Origin of the sequence: Escherichia sp. Marseille-Q3837 (assembly GCF_916618735.1) — a bacterium.
Lineage (GTDB): Bacteria > Pseudomonadota > Gammaproteobacteria > Enterobacterales > Enterobacteriaceae > Escherichia > Escherichia ruysiae.
Genome location: NZ_CAKAKC010000001.1, coordinates 2,478,699 through 2,498,703 on the forward strand (window position 1 = coordinate 2,478,699; position 20,005 = coordinate 2,498,703).

The following is a 20,005-nucleotide window of genomic DNA, read 5'->3' on the forward strand; positions in this document are numbered from 1 at the left end:
ATAAGACGCGGCAAGCGTCGCATCAGGCATTGGTACGGTTGCCAGATGAATCCGGTCAACAGGGGAGTCATTTGTAGGTCTGATAAGACGCGGCAAGCGTCGCATCAGGCATTGGCGCGGTTGTCAGATGTATCCGGTCAACAATCTCACTTATTCTGCGTGTGCAGCATATAGTTCACATCCACGCCGGGGCCGAGCTTAAAAGTATTTGTGATTGGGTTGTAATGTAGCCCGGTCATATGGCGCTCTTTAAGACTGGTCTGATCCACCCAGCCCAGCAGTTCTGCCGGTTTAATAAACTTCTTCACATCATGTGTGCCTTTGGGCACCATGCGCAAAATATATTCCGCGCCGACCACCGCCATCAGCCATGACTTGCCGTTGCGGTTAAGCGTGGAGAAAAAGACATCGCCGCCCGGTTTCACCAGTTGCGCACAGGCTCTAACCACTGACTGTGGATCGGGGACGTGCTCCAGCATCTCCATGCAGGTCACCACATCATACTGTCCGGCATGTTTTGCTGCGTGTTCTTCAACGGTTTCCTGCACGTACTCCACCTGAATACCGCTTTCCAGCGCGTGTAGCTTTGCAACTTGTAGCGGTTCAAAACCCATATCCAGGCCGGTCACCGTCGCGCCTTCGCGCGCCATACTCTCAGCCAGAATGCCGCCGCCACAACCGACATCGAGCACCTTTTTGCCAAATAAACCGCCAGCACGCTCGGCAATATAGCCCAGACGCAGCGGGTTAATGCGGTGCAGTGGTTTGAACTCGCCTTCCAGATCCCACCAGCGGGAGGCGACAGCTTCAAATTTAGCGATCTCTTCGTGGTCTACATTATGGTTTACCGGCGATTTTTCGGCATTCATTGGCACTTCTACTCCGTAATTGGCAAGACAATCGAGTATATCAGGCATTGCAGGTGAATAAAGCGTATAGGTTTACCTCAATCTGCGCGGCTGTGTTATAATTTGCGACCTTTGAATCCGGGATACAGTAGAGGGATAGCGGTTAGATGAGCGACCTTGCGAGAGAAATTACACCGGTCAACATTGAGGAAGAGCTGAAGAGCTCCTATCTGGATTATGCGATGTCGGTCATTGTTGGCCGTGCGCTGCCAGATGTCCGAGATGGCCTGAAGCCGGTACACCGTCGCGTACTTTACGCCATGAACGTACTAGGCAATGACTGGAACAAAGCCTATAAAAAATCTGCCCGTGTCGTTGGTGACGTAATCGGTAAATACCATCCCCATGGTGACTCGGCGGTCTATGACACGATCGTCCGTATGGCGCAGCCATTTTCGCTGCGTTACATGCTGGTAGACGGTCAGGGTAACTTCGGTTCTATCGACGGCGACTCTGCGGCGGCAATGCGTTATACGGAAATCCGTCTGGCGAAAATTGCCCATGAACTGATGGCCGATCTCGAAAAAGAGACGGTCGATTTCGTTGATAACTATGACGGTACGGAAAAAATTCCGGACGTCATGCCGACCAAAATTCCTAACCTGCTGGTGAACGGTTCTTCCGGTATCGCCGTAGGTATGGCAACCAACATCCCGCCACACAACCTGACGGAAGTCATCAACGGTTGTCTGGCGTATATCGATGATGAAGACATCAGCATTGAAGGGCTGATGGAACACATCCCGGGGCCGGACTTCCCAACGGCGGCAATCATTAACGGTCGTCGCGGTATTGAAGAAGCTTACCGTACCGGTCGCGGCAAGGTGTATATCCGCGCTCGTGCCGAAGTGGAAGTTGACGCCAAAACCGGGCGTGAAACCATTATCGTCCACGAAATTCCGTATCAGGTGAACAAAGCGCGCCTGATCGAGAAGATTGCGGAACTGGTAAAAGAAAAACGCGTGGAAGGCATCAGCGCGCTGCGTGACGAGTCTGACAAAGACGGTATGCGCATCGTGATTGAAGTTAAACGCGATGCGGTCGGTGAAGTGGTGCTCAACAACCTCTACTCCCAGACCCAGCTGCAGGTTTCTTTCGGTATCAACATGGTTGCATTGCACCATGGTCAGCCGAAGATCATGAACCTGAAAGACATTATCGCTGCGTTTGTCCGTCACCGTCGCGAAGTGGTGACCCGTCGTACCATTTTCGAACTGCGTAAAGCCCGCGATCGTGCTCATATCCTTGAAGCATTAGCCGTAGCACTGGCGAACATCGACCCGATCATTGAACTGATCCGTCATGCGCCGACGCCTGCAGAAGCGAAAACCGCGCTGGTTGCTAATCCGTGGCAGCTGGGCAACGTTGCCGCGATGCTGGAGCGTGCGGGTGACGATGCTGCGCGTCCGGAATGGCTGGAGCCAGAGTTCGGCGTGCGTGACGGTCTGTACTACCTGACCGAACAGCAAGCTCAGGCAATTCTGGATCTGCGTTTGCAGAAACTGACCGGCCTTGAGCACGAAAAACTGCTCGACGAATACAAAGAACTGCTGGATCAGATCGCGGAACTGCTGCGTATTCTGGGTAGCGCCGATCGTCTGATGGAAGTGATCCGCGAAGAGCTGGAACTGGTTCGTGAACAGTTCGGCGACAAACGTCGTACTGAAATCACTGCCAACAGCGCAGACATCAACCTGGAAGATCTGATCACTCAGGAAGATGTGGTCGTGACGCTCTCTCACCAGGGCTACGTGAAGTACCAGCCGCTTTCGGAATACGAAGCGCAGCGTCGTGGCGGGAAAGGTAAATCTGCTGCACGTATTAAAGAAGAAGACTTTATCGACCGACTGCTGGTGGCGAACACCCACGATCATATCCTGTGCTTCTCCAGCCGTGGTCGCGTCTATTCGATGAAGGTTTATCAGTTGCCGGAAGCTTCTCGTGGTGCACGTGGTCGTCCGATCGTCAACCTGCTGCCGCTGGAACAGGACGAACGTATCACCGCGATCCTGCCTGTGACCGAGTTTGAAGAAGGCGTGAAAGTCTTCATGGCGACGGCTAACGGTACTGTGAAGAAAACCGTCCTCACCGAATTCAACCGTCTGCGTACCGCCGGTAAAGTGGCGATCAAGCTGGTTGAAGGCGATGAGCTGATCGGCGTTGATCTGACCAGTGGCGAAGACGAAGTAATGCTGTTCTCCGCCGAAGGTAAAGTGGTGCGCTTTAAAGAGTCTTCTGTCCGTGCGATGGGCTGCAACACCACGGGTGTTCGCGGTATTCGTTTAGGCGAAGGCGATAAAGTCGTGTCTCTGATCGTACCGCGTGGCGATGGCGCAATCCTTACTGCAACACAAAACGGTTACGGTAAACGTACTGCGGTGGCGGAATACCCAACTAAGTCGCGTGCGACGAAAGGGGTTATCTCCATCAAAGTGACTGAACGTAACGGTTTAGTGGTTGGTGCGGTACAGGTTGATGACTGCGATCAGATCATGATGATCACCGATGCCGGTACGCTGGTACGTACCCGCGTTTCAGAAATCAGCATCGTGGGTCGTAACACCCAGGGCGTGATCCTCATCCGTACTGCGGAAGATGAAAACGTAGTGGGTCTGCAACGTGTTGCTGAACCGGTTGACGAGGAAGATCTGGATACCATCGATGGCAGTGCTGCGGAAGGGGACGATGAAATCGCTCCGGAAGTGGACGTTGACGACGAGCCAGAAGAAGAATAATTTTATTTATTCATGTCAAAAGGGAGCCATCTCCCTTTTTTGAATTGAAAAGTCCAGGCTGCAAAGTCTGGGCTTTTGTCGTATTAGGGCGCGATAAAGTTGTGCATCGCCCATAAAAAATGGCTGGCTTTACACAAGGAATGTGGCAATGAGTGGTGAAAAAAGGCGAAAGGCTGGCGGTTTTATGGCCTTGTAGGTTTTGGTGCAATAGCCCTACTTTCCGCTGGCGTCAGGGCATTGAAGGCAGCAACAGTGTGCAGGTCATCAGCCCGTATGGGCAAAGCCGACAAAAAATGCAGTTTTACTCAACGCCGGGTACAGGAACGATTCGTGCACGTTTACGGCTGGTTCTCTCGTGGGATACGGATAATACCGACCTCGATCTTCATGTCGTTACGCCTGATGGCGAACACGCCTGGTACGGTAACACGGTGCTGAAAAACAGTGGCGCACTGGATATGGATGTCACGACGGGGTACGGACCCGAGATTTTCGCCATGCCAGCGCCAGTTCACGGGCGCTATCAGGTGTATATCAACTACTATGGCGGACGCAGCGAAACGGAATTAACCACCGCCCAACTGACGCTGATCACCGATGAAGGATCGGTCAATGAGAAACAGGAAACATTTATTGTACCGATGCGTAATGCTGGCGAGCTGACGCTGGTGAAAAGTTTTGACTGGTAATTAATGAGGTTACTTTCACTGTCGATGTTTAAGAAAACGCCCGATGACTTTCGCTATCGGGCGTTTTTGTTGGTTAATTCAATCGTTCAATCACCATCGCAATTCCCTGACCGCCGCCAATGCACAGCGTCGCCAGACCCAGCGTTTTATCGCGTGTCTGCATTGCATGTAATAACGTGACCAGAATACGAGCACCACTGGCACCGATAGGGTGCCCCAGCGCGATGGCTCCGCCGTTGACATTCACTTTCTCAGGATCAAAGCCCAGGGTTTTCCCAACGGCAAGGAACTGCGCAGCAAATGCTTCATTGGCTTCGATGAGATCAATGTCTGCCAGTTGTAGCCCCGCCAGTTGTAACGCTTTTTGCGTGGCAGGTACTGGTCCCATACCCATCAATGCAGGGGGCACGCCACCGCTGGCATAGCTTTTAATGCGTGCCAGTGGTTTTAGGCCTGCCGCCAGCGCCGCAGATTCTTCCATAATCACCAGTGCGGCAGCCCCATCGTTAATGCCAGACGCGTTCCCGGCGGTGACCGTTCCGGCTTTGTCGAAGGCCGGGCGCAATGCAGCAAGAGCTTCTGCAGTAGAATCTACTTTCGGGAATTCATCGCGATCGAAGACGATGTTTTTCTTCCGTGTGACAACATTTACCGGGACAATTTCGGCGGTAAAAGCACCGGACTCAATGGCTGCTGCCGCTTTACGCTGTGAATGTAGCGCCAGTTCATCCTGCATTTCACGGGTAATTCCGTACTCTTTGGCAACGTTCTCGGCGGTAATACCCATATGATAACCGTGAGTGGCGCACATCAGGCCATCGCGCAGGATCACGTCATAAACCTGTCCGTCTCCAAGACGATAACCAGAGCGTGCTTTTGCATCGAGTAAATAGGGCGCTAAACTCATGTTCTCCATTCCACCCGCTACGATGCTCTGTGCCTGACCGGCCTGAATTGCCTGGGCGGCAAGCGCCACGCTTTTCAGACCAGAACCACATACTTTGTTGACCGTAAATCCGCACACCGTTTCTGCCAGTCCGCTTTTTAGCAGTGCCTGACGAGCCGGATTTTGCCCCAGCCCGGCCTGCAATACGTTACCCATAATCACTTCATCGACGTGTTGTGAATCGAGTTTTGCGCGTTCAATGGCGGCCTGAATTACTGTTGCCCCCAGATCGATGGCGCTGGTGGAGGCGAGTGAACCATTAAAACTACCGATGGCAGTACGTACCGCACTGACGATGACACAATTTTTCATTTTATATTCCTTCTGTCTGTAGAGTTGCCGTCAGAACAGCGTTAAACCAATGACGAAAATGACGCCGGAGAAGAGCAGGGCAGTGATGCAATAGCCCATGATGTCGCGGACACCGAGCCCGGCGATTGCCAGTGCTGGCAGCGCCCAGAACGGTTGTGCCATGTTCATCCATTGCTCGCCGTAGGCGATCGCCATTACCGATTTACCGAGATCAGCGCCCAGCGCCTGGGCTGCGGGTATCACGAAAGGTCCCTGAATAACCCAGTGACCGCCACCAGACGGAACGGCGAAGTTAATCAGTGCAGAACTAAAGAAGGTCATTACCGGGAAGGTGTCTTTGTTCGCAACATTGATAAAGAATTCGGTAATGAGTCCGCCCAGACCGGAGTGCTCCATCATCAGTTGGATCCCGGCGTAGAAGGGGAATTGCACCAGAATACCGGCGGTACTGCGTGCTGCCGCGCTGATAGCTCGCATATAAGCCATTGGCGTTTTATGTAGCAGCAGACCTGCAATCATAAACATCAGGTTGACGGTATTGATGGTGATGTTGAAGCCATGTTCGATGAAGTACATCGCCAGGTAAGCGATACCCAGTGCGCCGATGATCAACGTCAGGATGCGACTTTCCTCCAGTCGCTCGGAGGGTGGTGCATCTTTCGGTAGCTGCTTCTGAAAATCAGCCTCTTCCATGAGTAGTTTCGGATCGATACTCACCACGTCAGACGGTTTTGGCATCATCATGCGGGTGATAAATGGCATCACCACAATCAATGCCACAGTGATGAAAATGTTAAAACCACTGAACAGAGTATCGCCCACCGGGATAAGCCCGGCGATATGCTCAACCGGGTTGCCCGGTGTTGCAGCCAACAGAGGCATTGAGCCAGAGAAGCCGCCACCCCAGGTGAGAAAACCAATGTAGGCGCAGGCAATGAGCAACGGATAATCAGAGCCAGGTACTCGCCGGGCGACTTCACGGGCGAACATTGCGCCGACAACCAGACCAAATCCCCAGTTGATGACACAAGCGACGGAACCGAAGAAAGTGACCAGCATGACGCCCTGTACGGGTGTTTTTGCGGCGGAGGCGGCAGTCCGCAGCAAGCTTTTCACCGGAGCAGAGCTGGCAAGGGCATGACCGGTAACGATGATCAGCGCCATCTGCATACCGAACGCCAGCAAGTTCCAGAAACCGTCCCCCCACATTTTCACCATGCTGATCGGCGTTTGTGGTGTTAACCAAAGCGCGATCACGAACGTTAGCAACGTCAGCAACATGGCAAAGATCAGAGGATCGGGAAGCCACCGGCTGACAAAGCGCGTCATAAAACGCGAGATGCGACCAATCATAAATCACCCCGTTGCGTATTCAGATCGGCGGCTACTTCAAACTGAGCTTCGGTTTTGGCACGCACGGTGGCTAAATCACACCCGTCGGCAATTTCGGTGAGCCACATTTTGCCGTCAATGAAACGAAAGACAGCCAGTTCAGTGACCAGCATATGCACCGCGTGTTGCGCAGTGAGCGGCATGGTGCAGCGGCGCAAAATTTTCGGTGAACCATCTTTGGCGCAATGTTCCATGGCAATGATCACTTTGCGCGCCCCGGTCACCAGATCCATCGCGCCACCCATACCGGGCACCATTTTTCCAGGCACTACCCAGTTCGCGAGGTTGGCTTCTTCGTCTACCTGCAAACCACCGAGCACGCAGGCATCAATATGACCGCCACGGATCAGCGCAAATGACATGGCGCTGTCAAACATGGCTGCGCCGGGTAAAACGCCGCATGGTTGTCCGCCTGCGTTAACCAGATCTGGATGCGCTGTCGTGACCGGGCCTAAACCGAGGAAGCCGTTTTCCGATTGCAGAGTGATATGAATGCCTTCTGGCAAATAGTTGGCGACCATCGTCGGCAGACCAATGCCCAGATTCACGATGTCACCATCACGAAGCTCTTGTGCCACACGGCGTGCAATACGTTGTTTCGCATCCATTATTTGCTCTCCTGTGAAACGATGATGTGGTCGATAACGGCACCAGGGGTGACAATATGGTCAGGTTGCAGCTCGCCGACTTCGACCAGTTCATCTGGCTCCACCAGCGTGATATCAGCCGCAAGGGCAATCAGGGGGTTAAAGTTGCGGGCGCTAAGTTGATAGGTCAGGTTGCCAAGTGTGTCGCAACGATGAGCGCGAATGAGCGCCAGGTCGGCGCGCAGTGGGCGTTCAAGCAGCCAGGTTTTGCCGTCGAGTGTCAGCGTCTGTTTGCCTTCCTCTACGACGGTGCCGACACCGGTTGGGGTGAGAAAACCACCAAGTCCAGCTCCACCACAGCGAATTTGCTCGATTAGCGTACCTTGCGGCACCAGAACGACGTCCATCTCACCAGATATCATGCGCCGACCTGTTTCCGGGTTGGTGCCGATATGTGAAGCAATCACTTTGCGGACTCGACCATTGACGATGAGCGGACCGATGCCGGTATCAACAAACGCGGTATCATTGGCTATCAATGTCAGGTCGCGAACACCAGATTCCAGTAATGCTTCAACCAGGCGGGATGGAGTGCCAATCCCCATAAATCCGCCCACCATGATGGTCATGCCGTCACGAAAGAAGCCGGAGGCGTCTTGTAATGTCATCAATTTTGTTTTCATTATTTATCCCTCTTGCATACACCGTTGTGGGTACAGTCAGGGAATAGCAAGGGGAGTGCCAGAATGAGAATATTTGATGTTGTTTTTAACTGATTGAATATAAAAGGATAAATAAGGTGGGGATTAAGAAGGAGGATGATTGGCTATGCAGAAATTTGCGCACTGTGCAAATTTCTGCATAGCAAGTTTTGGTGTTATACATCCGCCGGATCGATACCGTATTCCTGGAGTTTATACATCAATGCACGGCGACTGATGCCCAGCATCAAAGCGGTGCGGGTTCGGTTTCCGTCCTGTTGTTCCAGCACTTCCATAATGATGCGTTTTTCGACGCGTTTAATTTCCTCTTTTAAATTACGCTCACCGACAGGGGCTGTTTTTGCCTCACCAGCATTACAGACTGGCTGACGAATCTGTGGCGGAAGATCCTCAGAAAAAATGATCGGACCTGAGTTCATTACGACGGCGCGTTCAATGACGTTGGAAAGCTCTCGAATATTTCCCGGCCATGACCAGGCGGTAAGCAGTGACATTGCCATCGGATCGATGTCGATAATATCGCGCTGATTCTCACTACTGAATTTTTGCAAAAAGTGATTAGCTAACAGGGAAATATCTTCCCGACGATCGCGCAGAGGCGGCAGTATTAAATGAATAACGTTAAGGCGATAAAAGAGATCTTCACGGAAGGTGCCTTCTTTTACCATCGCCTGCAAGTCGCGGTTGGTGGCGGCAATGATGCGGATATCAACTTTTATGGTCTGATGGCCGCCAATCCGTTCAAATTCCCGTTCCTGCAGAATGCGTAGTAATTTGGCTTGCAGTACCAGCGGCATTTCGCCAATTTCATCGAGGAGCAGAGTCCCCTCATTGGCGCGTTCAAATAATCCCTGACGCAAGGTTTGTGCACCAGTAAATGCACCTTTTTCGTGACCAAACAGTTCACTTTCGAGCAACGATTCCGGCAGCGCCGCGCAGTTGACTTTAATAAACGGCCCCTTTGCCCGCCGCGAATTGTAGTGAATCGCTCTGGCAATCAATTCTTTCCCGGTGCCGCTTTCACCGCTAATCAAGACGCTGGCCTGAGAAAGGGCTATTTTGGCGGTGTCTTTGCAGATGTCCATCATCGCCGGGCTGTTGGTGAGAATGTGCCCCCATTGCCAACTGGTGCTCAGTGCCTGGTGCAGATGGCGGATCTCTTTTTTCATTGACTGGAGTTGTAAAGCGCGCTGAACGATTAAATTCAACTCATCGAGATCAAACGGTTTGATAACATAGTCGAAAGCACCGCAGCGTAGTGCTTCGACGGCGGTTTCCACTTCAGCATAGGCCGTCATCAGAATAACGGGTGTCCGGGTCTCATGGCCGCGCATCTCCTTTAGTGCCTTGATGCCGTCCATCTCAGGCATACGGATATCCATCAACACCACGTCGGGGTGAATATCGGCAAACAGGTGTAATGCGGTGCGTCCGTTGTTCGCACAATGTGTTTCGTATCCTTGTAGTGCAAAAGCGGTGCTCAGCATACGGCGAACATTATCTTCATCATCAACAATAAGGATGCGATTAATAGCGGTCATACAGTCTGATTTCCCTGCGGGTTGATCGGTAAAATAAGGGTGAAGGTTGCGCCGTAGCCCGGCAAACTGGTGACGCGAATATCCCCCTGATGGGCATTAATGATGCGTTGACTTAACGCCAGACCAAGTCCGGTTCCTGAGGCTTTGGTGGTGAAAAAGGGATCGAAGATCTTTTTTTGCAGCGAGAGATCAATGCCACAGCCGTTGTCTTCTATCGAAATGGCCTGTTGTGAGTCGCTGTACTGCCAGGTTCGAATGCGAATTTTCCCTCGTGCACTGATAGCCTGGACGGCATTGATCAGGATATTCAGGAGTACCTGTTTGAGCAGTTCGCGATCGGCACTAATCAGGCTTAATTCATTGTCCAGTTCGCTTATGAAGTCGACTCGCGCTTGTACGCCGGCGGTTTGCACCAGTACCAGAGTTTCTTCAACCAATGCATTGAGGCTGACTTGTTGCCATTGACTGTGGCGTGGGCGTGAAAAATCGAGCAATTGCTGAATGACTTTGTTAATTGAGTCGATTTCTTTGAGTACTACAGAAAGATATTCCTGATGTATTTGGTCAGTGGTTTGTTGGCGCAAGATCTGTACATAACCACGAATAGCCGTCAGCGGATTACGGACTTCATGCGCCACGCCAGCCATCAGCTCACCCAGTGTGGCGAGGCGTTCAGCTTGCGCCATGCGGCGTTGGGTTTCTTTGCGGGCAGTTAAATCAGAGAAAATCACCAAAGCACCTATCATTTCACCATGCGTGTTATGAATACGACTGGTAGTGACACTGATTTCAATGGTGCGGTCACGGCCTGGAAAACTGATCTCCAGCGCCACGTGTTCGGTGCCATGTTCCAGCGTATCCAGAACTGGACTGTAGAACTGAGTATTGTCGAACAACATGGAGTAAGGCTGCCCTACCAGTTCATGACGTTGATAGCCAGTGATGACTTCTGCTGCTGGGTTCATGGTGGTTACATCACCCTGGCGGTCGATGGCAATGACGCCATCGGCAGCGTTTTCAATAATCAGATCGTTAAGTGTCCGCGTTTCACGCAGTGCCTGGGCGAGGTTGTTAACACTCTGACTGATTTGCCCCATTTCACCGGGCAATTGTGGTAATCGAGTGGGAATATTTTGCGCCAGAGTCGAGAGGCCATCGGTGATGATATCTATATTGGCGCTCAGGCGACGGGAGAAAAGCACAATCAACAACAGGCTTATCAGCAAACCGGCGGTGAGTACAATGATAATCCTCACATCCATTTTCCAGGCCTGGCGGCGAATATCTTCGGTTAATTCATTGGCCCAGATATAACCGAGGACTTCACCATTACGTTCAATGGGGATCATTGAATTCAAAATATCGCCGCGCACCTGCCTGCCTGAATAAACCAAAGGGGTATTTGTACGCATAACTTCGCGACCAGGGTGATCCGCAGCAATAGTCACGCCCACATTATTCTGATATAGCGATGAAGGCGCGTAGGTGATTATCGCATCCAGCGTCTTGTTATAATAACCAGCGCCTATGCCAGGAAAGGCGCGAGTAATATTTTCGGTAATGGGGGCAAGCTCTGCATTCAATGCGCGGATACGCTCTTCACGCGGTAAGTCGATGTAGAGATCGTAGCGATCGCCTAGCGCCTGATTAAGCAGGTTGACCACGGCAGAAAGTTTTTTCTCTTTTTCAGATAAGACTGCTGAACGTCCTTCCGTTTCTACGATATAACCAATAGTAAGCGTTGGGACAATGACCATCAGGATTGCCATCAGGATCATTTGATTGCGTAAGCGGCGTGGATAAATCCACTTCATATAATGCATGCTGAAATCCATCAATCTTGTCCGATATATGACGATTATCGGGGGTTAAGGTGATGATTTCTCGGCGGTGTATCATATTACCGAGAAGAGAGAACATTGCGGTGGCACGCTTTTACCGCTACCTTAACCACACTCCATCGGTCACCTGAGGCGGAGCTTCGCCCCTTTGAAATACCTTGCTTCTTTTCGCACAACCCTGAAAGTCTCGCGCTATATGTTCAGAGCATTGGCGTTATTGCTCTGGTTGCTGATTGCTTTTTCATCAGTGTTTTATATCGTCAATGCCCTGCATCAGCGAGAATCAGAGATTCGTCAGGAATTTAACCTGAGTTCCGATCAGGCTCAGCGGTTTATTCAGCGCACTTCTGACGTGATGAAAGAGCTGAAGTACATTGCTGAAAATCGCTTATCTGTAGAAAACGGCGTGCTTTCCCCGCGTGGGCGAGAAACGCAAGCGGATGTGCCGGTGTTCGAACCATTGTTTGCCGATTCCGACTGTTCCGCGATGAGTAACACCTGGCGTGGCTCTCTGGAGTCACTGGCGTGGTTTATGCGCTACTGGCGCGATAATTTTTCTGCGGCTTACGATCTCAACCGCGTATTTTTGATCGGCAGCGATAACCTCTGCATGGCAAACTTTGGCCTGCGTGATATGCCGGTTGAACGCGACACCGCCCTGAAAGCTCTGCATGAGCGCATCAATAAGTATCGTAATGCTCCGCAGGATGACAGCGGCAGCAACCTTTATTGGATCAGCGAAGGCCCGCGTCCTGGCGTTGGATATTTTTACGCGCTGACGCCGGTGTATCTGGCGAACCGTTTGCAGGCCTTGCTGGGCGTTGAACAAACCATTCGGATGGAGAACTTCTTCTTACCAGGTACATTACCGATGGGGGTTACTATCCTTGATGAGAATGGTCATACCCTGATTTCGTTGACCGGACCAGAAAGCAAAATCGAGGCTGAACCGCGTTGGATGCAGGAACGTTCCTGGTTTGGTTATACACCAGGCTTCCATGAGCTGGTGCTGAAGAAAAATCTGCCGCCATCATCGTTAAGTATTGTTTACTCGGTGCCCGTAGATCAGGTGCTGGAACGCATTCGTATGCTGATACTTAACGCTATTTTGCTGAATGTGATTGCTGGTGCGGCGCTTTTCACCCTCGCGCGGATGTACGAGCGGCGTATTTTCATTCCGGCAGAAAGTGACGCCCAGCGTCTGGAAGAACACGAGCAGTTTAATCGTAAGATTGTCGCCTCCGCACCGGTGGGGATCTGTATTTTGCGCACCGCTGATGGCGTCAATATTTTGAGTAACGAACTGGCGCATACCTATCTCAACATGCTTACGCATGAGGATCGCCAGCGGCTGACGCAAATTATCTGCGGGCAGCAGGTCAATTTTGTCGATGTCCTGACCAGCAACAATACTAATCTGCAAATCAGCTTTGTTCATTCTCGCTATCGTAATGAAAACGTGGCGATTTGCGTACTGGTCGATGTTTCTTCGCGCGTGAAGATGGAAGAGTCGTTGCAAGAGATGGCGCAGGCAGCAGAACAGGCGAGTCAGTCGAAATCGATGTTCCTTGCTACCGTCAGCCACGAGTTGCGAACGCCGCTGTATGGCATTATCGGTAACCTGGATCTGTTGCAAACCAAAGAGTTGCCGAAAGGCGTTGACCGTCTGGTGACGGCAATGAATAACTCTTCCAGCCTGCTGTTGAAAATTATCAGCGACATTCTCGATTTCTCGAAGATTGAATCGGAACAGTTAAAGATAGAGCCACGTGAGTTTTCACCGCGTGAAGTGATGAACCATATCACCGCCAACTATTTGCCGCTGGTGGTGCGAAAGCAGCTTGGTTTGTACTGCTTTATTGAACCGGATGTGCCGGTAGCTTTAAACGGCGATCCGATGCGTTTACAGCAGGTTATCTCCAATCTGTTGAGTAACGCCATTAAATTTACCGATACCGGCTGCATTGTTCTGCATGTCCGTGCTGATGGTGATTATCTTTCTATTCGTGTTCGCGATACTGGCGTGGGTATTCCGGCGAAAGAAGTGGTGCGGCTTTTTGATCCCTTCTTCCAGGTAGGGACGGGCGTACAGCGTAACTTCCAGGGAACCGGTCTGGGGCTGGCGATTTGTGAAAAATTGATCAGCATGATGGACGGTGACATCTCGGTGGAGTCTGAACCAGGCATGGGAAGCCAGTTTACGGTGCGTATTCCGCTGTATGGTGCGCAATATCCACATAAAAAAGGTGTCGAAGGATTAACGGGTAAACGCTGCTGGTTGGCGGTACGTAATGCGTCACTATGCCAGTTTATCGAAACCAGTTTGCAGCGCAGTGGTGTAATCGTTACAACATACGAAGGTCAGGAACCCTCACCAGAGGATGTGTTGATTACGGATGAGGCGCTGAGCGAAAAATGGCAGGGTAGAGCGGTGGTGACGTTCTGCCGTCGGCATATTGGTATTCCGCTGGAGAAAGCGCCCGGTGAGTGGGTGCATAGCGTCGCCTCGTCGCATGAACTGCCTGTGCTACTGGCGCGTATCTATCGGATAGAAATTGAAAATGATGATCCTGCCAACGTTCTGCCATTGATGGACAAAGATTCCACCAGCAATGACGACATGATGATTCTGGTGGTTGACGATCATCCGATTAACCGTCGCTTACTAGCCGATCAGCTCGGATCGTTGGGTTATCAGTGTAAAACGGCAAATGATGGCGTCGATGCGCTTAATGTACTAAGCAAGAATCATATCGATATCGTGCTTAGCGACGTCAACATGCCGAATATGGACGGTTACCGGTTAACGCAACGTATTCGTCAGTTAGGGCTAACGTTGCCGGTAATCGGGGTGACTGCCAATGCGTTGGCTGAAGAGAAGCAGCGGTGTCTGGAGTCCGGGATGGATAGCTGTCTGTCGAAGCCCGTGACGCTGGATGTCATAAAACAGACGCTGACGATGTATGCCGAGAGGGTCAGGAAAGCGCGGAAATCGTAGGAGCGGTCGGAGCAAAAGCCTGATGCGACGCTGGCGCGTCTTATCAGGCCTATGTTTGTGCAGTGTATTGAAATATTGGGATTTGTAGGCCGGATAAGGCGTTCACGCCGCATCCGGCGGTCGGTGCTTATCTGGCCTGTCGGGAGATTACTCTTTATCTGCTGGGCTTAAGGTCACAGAAGAGAGATAGTTCAGCAGGGCGATATCGTTCTCGACACCCAACTTCATCATCGCGGATTTCTTCTGGCTGCTGATGGTTTTGATGCTACGGTTGAGCTTTTTAGCAATCTCTGTAACCAGAAAACCTTCTGCAAACAGGCGCAGTACTTCACTCTCTTTAGGTGAGAGACGCTTGTCGCCGTAACCACTGGCGCTGATTTTCTCCAGCAGACGAGATACGCTTTCCGGAGTAAATTTCTTGCCTTTTTGCAGCGCGGCGAGTGCTTTTGGCAGATCAGTAGGCGCGCCTTGCTTCAGGACGATTCCTTCGATATCCAGATCCAGTACCGCGCTAAGAATTGCCGGGTTGTTGTTCATGGTCAGAACAATGATCGACAGGCTAGGGAAATGACGCTTGATGTATTTGATCAAGGTGATCCCGTCACCGTATTTATCTCCAGGCATGGAGAGATCGGTAATCAACACGTGCGCATCCAGTTTCGGCAGGTTGTTGATCAGTGCTGTGGAATCTTCAAATTCGCCGACAACATTCACCCACTCAATTTGCTCAAGTGATTTGCGAATACCGAACAGTACTATCGGATGGTCATCGGCAATAATTACGTTCATATTGTTCATGTAATAGGCTACCTTGCTACAGCAAGCTCTTGACATAGCTGTCAATGTCGCTGATGTATTTTTCTGTTCCTGGGACATCCTTCTCGCGAATAAGATGTTCCAGCGTTTCACATAACTGCTTGCCGGGTACCAGATTTAGCATGGCAAACACGCCTTTAAGACGATGAGCCGTTTGGGCTAATGCAGCAAAGTCACTGGTTGCTGCTTCAGTATACAGCCTCTTAACATCATCCGGTACTGTGTCTACAAAGAGCGCATAATAGCCGCTGGCATGGAGTTGTGCATTTTCATCTCCACCCATAGGCGATTCTGTCACCTCTTCCTGCGCCAGTTGCACTTCAATTAATTGTAAGACCGCTTCCTGCATAGCATTGCTCATATTGAAGTTGACGCACAATTGACCAGGCCCAATTTCCCGTACGCCAGACTCATCATCGCTTAAAAGCAAGCCAGAGGCAGTAAGATTAGACGGATTATCCGTTAAAAAGATATCATAATCCTGACTAATTAATCTTTCATCGGGTGTGATACAGGTTGCACCCCAATTTTCTAACTGGCGAGTGACAATATTCCGAATTTCTGTGGAAGTTACATCCACCATCACGGTGACATCATCCAGTAAACGTTCTTCTTCCTCTTCAACGTCCGGGGTAGCAGGGAGCATTTTTATATGCACGGAGTATCGTGTGCCAAGCCCGTCCCGCGTTTTAATATTTAAATGACCGCCCAGTTTTCGCGCTAGTTGATCACTTAACCAGAATGCCAGCGGGTTCGCCTTGCCATAGCGATCGCTTTGGGTCTGGTTGATGAACGGGAAGTGCAAATTATCCATTTCATGAATACTTACACCATCTCCGGTGTCAAGAATGCGGAAAGTCAGACGTTCGTCAGAGGATTCATCCTGATCAACCTCAAGGGTAATTTTCCCCAGTTGCGTTGAGGTGACGGCATATTGCATCAACAGCAGCAAAATACGGCGTAAAGCATCGCGATCGCCACGGCGCATATCGTGTGCTTTCAGATGATTGTTAATCAGCAGTTGCAGGCCTTTGCGTTTCATTGCTGGTAGCACTGCGGGCACTACTTCATCGATTAAATCCTGTACGGAGAAAAGCTCGGTCTCGCTCTTCCAGCTATCGTCCGCAAGAATATTCGCTAGCTGAATTTCATCGACCAGGCGCACCAGCACATCAGCCTGATTTGCCAGTTGTTTGCTTTCCGGGGAGTTGAGTTTAGCCGCACTCTCCGCCAGTGACCGTGCGGGTTCTTTCAGCGCATCGCCAATGTTTTGCATAAAGGCCATCCGGCCCTGCTGGTTTTTCTCATACAGGCGCTGCGCCTGCTTGAGTTTCTTGTTCACCAGCACCTCGCGATCCTGATCGCGAATGATGAAGATTTGCGTACGCGGCGCTATCTGGCTGCGGAACATGCGAATTTCATACAGCTCGTTATTGACGGTCGCCTGAATAATCCCCTGATGCTGTTCTGCCATGGTGGTGATGTTTTGCAGATTCAAATGCGGCAGCAGATGGTCGGCAATCTTATTGCTGATAACTGTGCGATTCGATTCCTGATCGTGAACCAGCAGACCGAGTGGCAGCAGTGACACAATCTCTTCATTTATTGCTCGCAAAATACGCAGTTCGTTATTCACTGCGGTGCTGGGAACGCTTTCTGTGCTGCGCCCGGAGAAATGGCGAAAGGTGGTGTAACCAAAAAGCGCCAGTGCCAGCAAACCGATATTCAGCAGCAGTGGCAGCAGAATGTTTTGCAATGTATCCAGCAGCAAAGTGCCGTAAGGAACCTGCCAGACCAGCCGCATATCGGTGGAGTTGAGCGCCGAAGAGATTTCAATCTTCGAACTATTAAAGTTAATGCTGACGCTATCCGTTGCTTCTTTCTCATTATTATTGTTACCCGCAGTACCTGCTTCTGGTTCAAGACGGAAGCTATCCAGCGGCATCCCTGGCGGGATTAAATCATTAATAGGCAGATCAAATGCAACCACTGTTGCCAGATGTCCCGGCTGGTTAAAGGTTGTACGCAAGGTAAAATAATGACCGTTCTGCCAGGCAAGACGGCGCAGGTTAGAAAAACTTTCACGTTCATCCAGGGCATTAGCCTGCTGCAGCATCTCCGCGCGACGAGAATCAACAATGTCACTGACAGTCGATTCTTTAAATCCGGAGGTGAGATCTTTTAACGGCAGGGTCGAGATAAGAATCAGGCTGTTATCCTGACCGTTCAGATAATACATCGACCACGGTACATTTTCTGCGCCCCATAATGTGTCCAGATAAGTAGACATTCGTTGGGTCATCTCAAGCGTTGAGTTGTCGTGAGAACCAAAGATCAGGGCTTCTGTTTTGCGACGCGGTTTTTCCAGATAGTAGACATCCTGTTTCAGACGCGTCTCTTGCAAACTTTCACTGGTGGAAGGTGAAGTCGTTGCAGCGATGTTGTCGTAGATCTGCCAGGTCACGTAACGCCAGGTATCGACGCGCTTTTGTATAGCATGAGTAATGTCGACAATCTGGTAGCTTTTATCTTTCAGCCAGGCGTTGACTGCGCTTTGTACCATTACACCCATCATCACCAGCAACACAATGATCAACAGTAAAAAGAAGCGGGTAATGCTCCCCGGTAGGAGTGAAAAGCGGGTCGTGGCCGTTGTCTCTTTCTGACGCATTCGTGTTTATGACCTGTTAAAACTTCGCGAAGTGATAGGGCAGTATAAAGGGTACAGTGCGAAATTCCAGACTATTACCCGATAGATGATTCTCTCTTCCTCAACGATATGTCTCGTTCTGCCAGATGAGAAATAGATGTACACACCGCATTCTGCTGTACAAATAATCTGCAAAAAAGAAGAGCGAAATTAATTACGGATAAAGAAAAGATGGCGGGAATTATATCTTGTTAATTTTTTGTGAATTATTAACAAGCGTTATAATTTTCCAGCGGTAGTACAAAAAAAATAAAAGTTGTGTAAAGAAGGGTAAAAAAAACCGGATGCGAGGCATCCGGTTGAAATAGGGGTAAACAGACATTCAGAAATGAATGACGGTAATAAATAAAGTTAATGATGATAGCGAGACATATTTTAGTTGCGAGTGAAGATTTTGTTTTGGCATTCAGTGCTATCAAGTACTTAAGAATAAGTTATTGATTTTAACCTTGAATTATTATTGCTTGATGTTAGGTGCTTATTTCGCCAATCATCAAGAATCTTAAAAAGTTCCATCATATTTACATTTTGAAACATCTATAGCGACAAATGAAACATCTTAAAAGTTTTAGTATCATATTCGTGTTGGATTATTCTGCATTTTTGGGGAGAATGGACTTGCCGACTGATTAATGAGGGTTAATCAGTATGCAGTGGCATAAAAAAGCAAATAAAGGCATATAACAGAGGGTTAATAACATGAAAGTTAAAGTACTGTCCCTCCTGGTCCCAGCTCTGCTGGTAGCAGGCGCAGCAAACGCTGCTGAAGTTTACAACAAAGACGGCAACAAATTAGATCTGTACGGTAAAGTAGACGGCCTGCACTATTTCTCTGACAACAAGTCAGAAGACGGCGACCAGACCTATGTACGTCTTGGTTTCAAAGGCGAAACTCAGGTTACTGACCAGCTGACCGGTTACGGCCAGTGGGAATATCAGATCCAGGGCAATACCTCTGAAGACAACAAAGAAAACTCCTGGACCCGTGTAGCATTCGCTGGTCTGAAATTCCAGGACGTTGGTTCTTTCGACTACGGTCGTAACTACGGCGTTGTTTACGACGTAACTTCCTGGACCGACGTACTGCCAGAATTCGGTGGCGACACTTACGGTTCTGACAACTTCATGCAGCAGCGTGGTAACGGCTTCGCGACCTACCGTAACACCGACTTCTTCGGTCTGGTTGATGGTCTGAACTTTGCTGTTCAGTACCAGGGTAAAAACGGCAGCGTAAGCGGCGAAGGCATGACCAACAACGGTCGTGGTGCTCTGCGTCAGAACGGCGACGGCGTTGGCGGTTCTATCACTTATGATTACGAAGGCTTCGGTATCGGTGCTGCAGTTTCCAGCTCCAAACGTACTGATGCTCAGAACACCGCTGCTTACATCGGTAACGGCGACCGTGCTGAAACCTACACCGGTGGTCTGAAATACGACGCTAACAACATCTACCTGGCTGCTCAGTACACCCAGACCTACAACGCAACTCGCGTAGGTTCCCTGGGTTGGGCGAACAAAGCACAGAACTTCGAAGCTGTTGCTCAGTACCAGTTCGACTTCGGTCTGCGTCCGTCTGTAGCATACCTGCAGTCTAAAGGTAAAAACCTGGGTGTCGTTGCTGGTCGTAACTACGACGACGAAGATATCCTGAAATATGTTGATGTTGGTGCTACCTACTACTTCAACAAAAACATGTCCACCTACGTTGACTACAAAATCAACCTGCTGGACGACAACCAGTTCACCCGCGCTGCTGGCATCAACACTGATGACATCGTAGCTCTGGGTCTGGTTTACCAGTTCTAATC

General features: G+C 50.3%; 12 protein-coding genes and 2 pseudogenes. 5 read left to right on the forward strand and 9 right to left on the reverse strand.

Translation table 11 applies throughout. The features are described 5' to 3' along the window. Positions 1–146 precede the first annotated feature (146 nt). Positions 147–869: a bifunctional 2-polyprenyl-6-hydroxyphenol methylase/3-demethylubiquinol 3-O-methyltransferase UbiG gene (ubiG, locus tag LG381_RS11590; RefSeq protein ID WP_000990776.1), complete on the reverse strand. Its 723-nt coding sequence runs from the start codon at positions 867–869 to the stop codon at positions 147–149. Between the two features lie 146 nt (positions 870–1,015). Here ubiG and gyrA point away from each other — a divergent pair, with 146 nt between their 5' ends. The 3 genes and pseudogenes from gyrA to LG381_RS11605 all read left to right on the forward strand — a co-directional run. Beyond that, positions 1,016–3,643 carry a DNA topoisomerase (ATP-hydrolyzing) subunit A gene (gene gyrA / locus LG381_RS11595; RefSeq protein WP_001281237.1) on the forward strand — a complete coding sequence of 876 codons (2,628 nt, stop codon included), beginning with the start codon at positions 1,016–1,018 and terminating at the stop codon, positions 3,641–3,643. A gap of 159 nt (positions 3,644–3,802) precedes the next feature. Beyond that, a pseudogene (locus LG381_RS11600) lies at positions 3,803–3,892 on the forward strand (hypothetical protein); the annotation flags it as partial. After that, a pseudogene (locus tag LG381_RS11605) lies at positions 3,883–4,332 on the forward strand (YfaP family protein); the annotation flags it as partial. The pseudogenes LG381_RS11600 and LG381_RS11605, both read left to right, overlap by 10 nt. Before the next feature lie 73 nt (positions 4,333–4,405). Here LG381_RS11605 and atoB read toward each other — a convergent pair. The 6 genes from atoB to atoS all read right to left on the reverse strand — a co-directional run bounded on the left by atoB (position 4,406) and on the right by atoS (position 11,655). After that, positions 4,406–5,590, reverse strand: a complete 1,185-nt coding sequence (gene atoB / locus LG381_RS11610) for an acetyl-CoA acetyltransferase (RefSeq protein WP_175119475.1) — start codon at positions 5,588–5,590, stop codon at positions 4,406–4,408. Between the two features lie 30 nt (positions 5,591–5,620). Beyond that, complete coding sequence (locus LG381_RS11615) at positions 5,621–6,943, reverse strand: TIGR00366 family protein (protein ID WP_213835737.1); 1,323 nt, start codon at positions 6,941–6,943, stop codon at positions 5,621–5,623. Continuing rightward, a complete protein-coding gene (atoA, locus tag LG381_RS11620; RefSeq protein WP_000339060.1) occupies positions 6,940–7,590 on the reverse strand; it encodes an acetate CoA-transferase subunit beta in 651 nt (216 codons plus the stop codon). The genes LG381_RS11615 and atoA overlap by 4 nt, the downstream gene beginning before the upstream one ends. Further along, positions 7,590–8,252, reverse strand: coding sequence for an acetate CoA-transferase subunit alpha (atoD, locus tag LG381_RS11625; RefSeq protein ID WP_000850524.1), 663 nt, complete (start codon positions 8,250–8,252; stop codon positions 7,590–7,592). The genes atoA and atoD overlap by 1 nt, the downstream gene beginning before the upstream one ends. A gap of 194 nt (positions 8,253–8,446) precedes the next feature. Beyond that, entirely contained in the window at positions 8,447–9,832 is a 1,386-nt protein-coding gene (gene atoC, locus LG381_RS11630; protein WP_225762436.1) for an acetoacetate metabolism transcriptional regulator AtoC, read from the reverse strand. Continuing rightward, positions 9,829–11,655 carry a two-component system sensor histidine kinase AtoS gene (gene atoS / locus LG381_RS11635; protein WP_225762437.1) on the reverse strand — a complete coding sequence of 609 codons (1,827 nt, stop codon included), beginning with the start codon at positions 11,653–11,655 and terminating at the stop codon, positions 9,829–9,831. Before atoS ends, atoC begins: the two co-directional genes overlap by 4 nt. Before the next feature lie 166 nt (positions 11,656–11,821). On the opposite strand from atoS, the gene rcsC reads away from it, so the two are divergent. After that, positions 11,822–14,671: a two-component system sensor histidine kinase RcsC gene (gene rcsC / locus LG381_RS11640; protein WP_032225735.1), complete on the forward strand. Its 2,850-nt coding sequence runs from the start codon at positions 11,822–11,824 to the stop codon at positions 14,669–14,671. A gap of 147 nt (positions 14,672–14,818) precedes the next feature. On the opposite strand, the gene rcsB is transcribed toward rcsC, so the two are convergent. Beyond that, positions 14,819–15,469 (reverse strand): response regulator transcription factor RcsB, encoded by a 651-nt coding sequence (gene rcsB, locus LG381_RS11645; RefSeq protein WP_001516743.1) that lies wholly within the window; start codon positions 15,467–15,469, stop codon positions 14,819–14,821. Between the two features lie 16 nt (positions 15,470–15,485). Beyond that, a complete protein-coding gene (gene rcsD, locus LG381_RS11650) occupies positions 15,486–18,158 on the reverse strand; it encodes a phosphotransferase RcsD (RefSeq protein WP_085460953.1) in 2,673 nt (890 codons plus the stop codon). 738 nt (positions 18,159–18,896) lie between these two features. On the opposite strand from rcsD, the gene ompC reads away from it, so the two are divergent. Further along, the gene (ompC, locus tag LG381_RS11655) at positions 18,897–20,003 is read left to right on the forward strand and encodes a porin OmpC (protein ID WP_021551088.1); all 1,107 of its coding nucleotides are present in this window, start codon (positions 18,897–18,899) and stop codon (positions 20,001–20,003) included. Positions 20,004–20,005 lie beyond the last annotated feature (2 nt).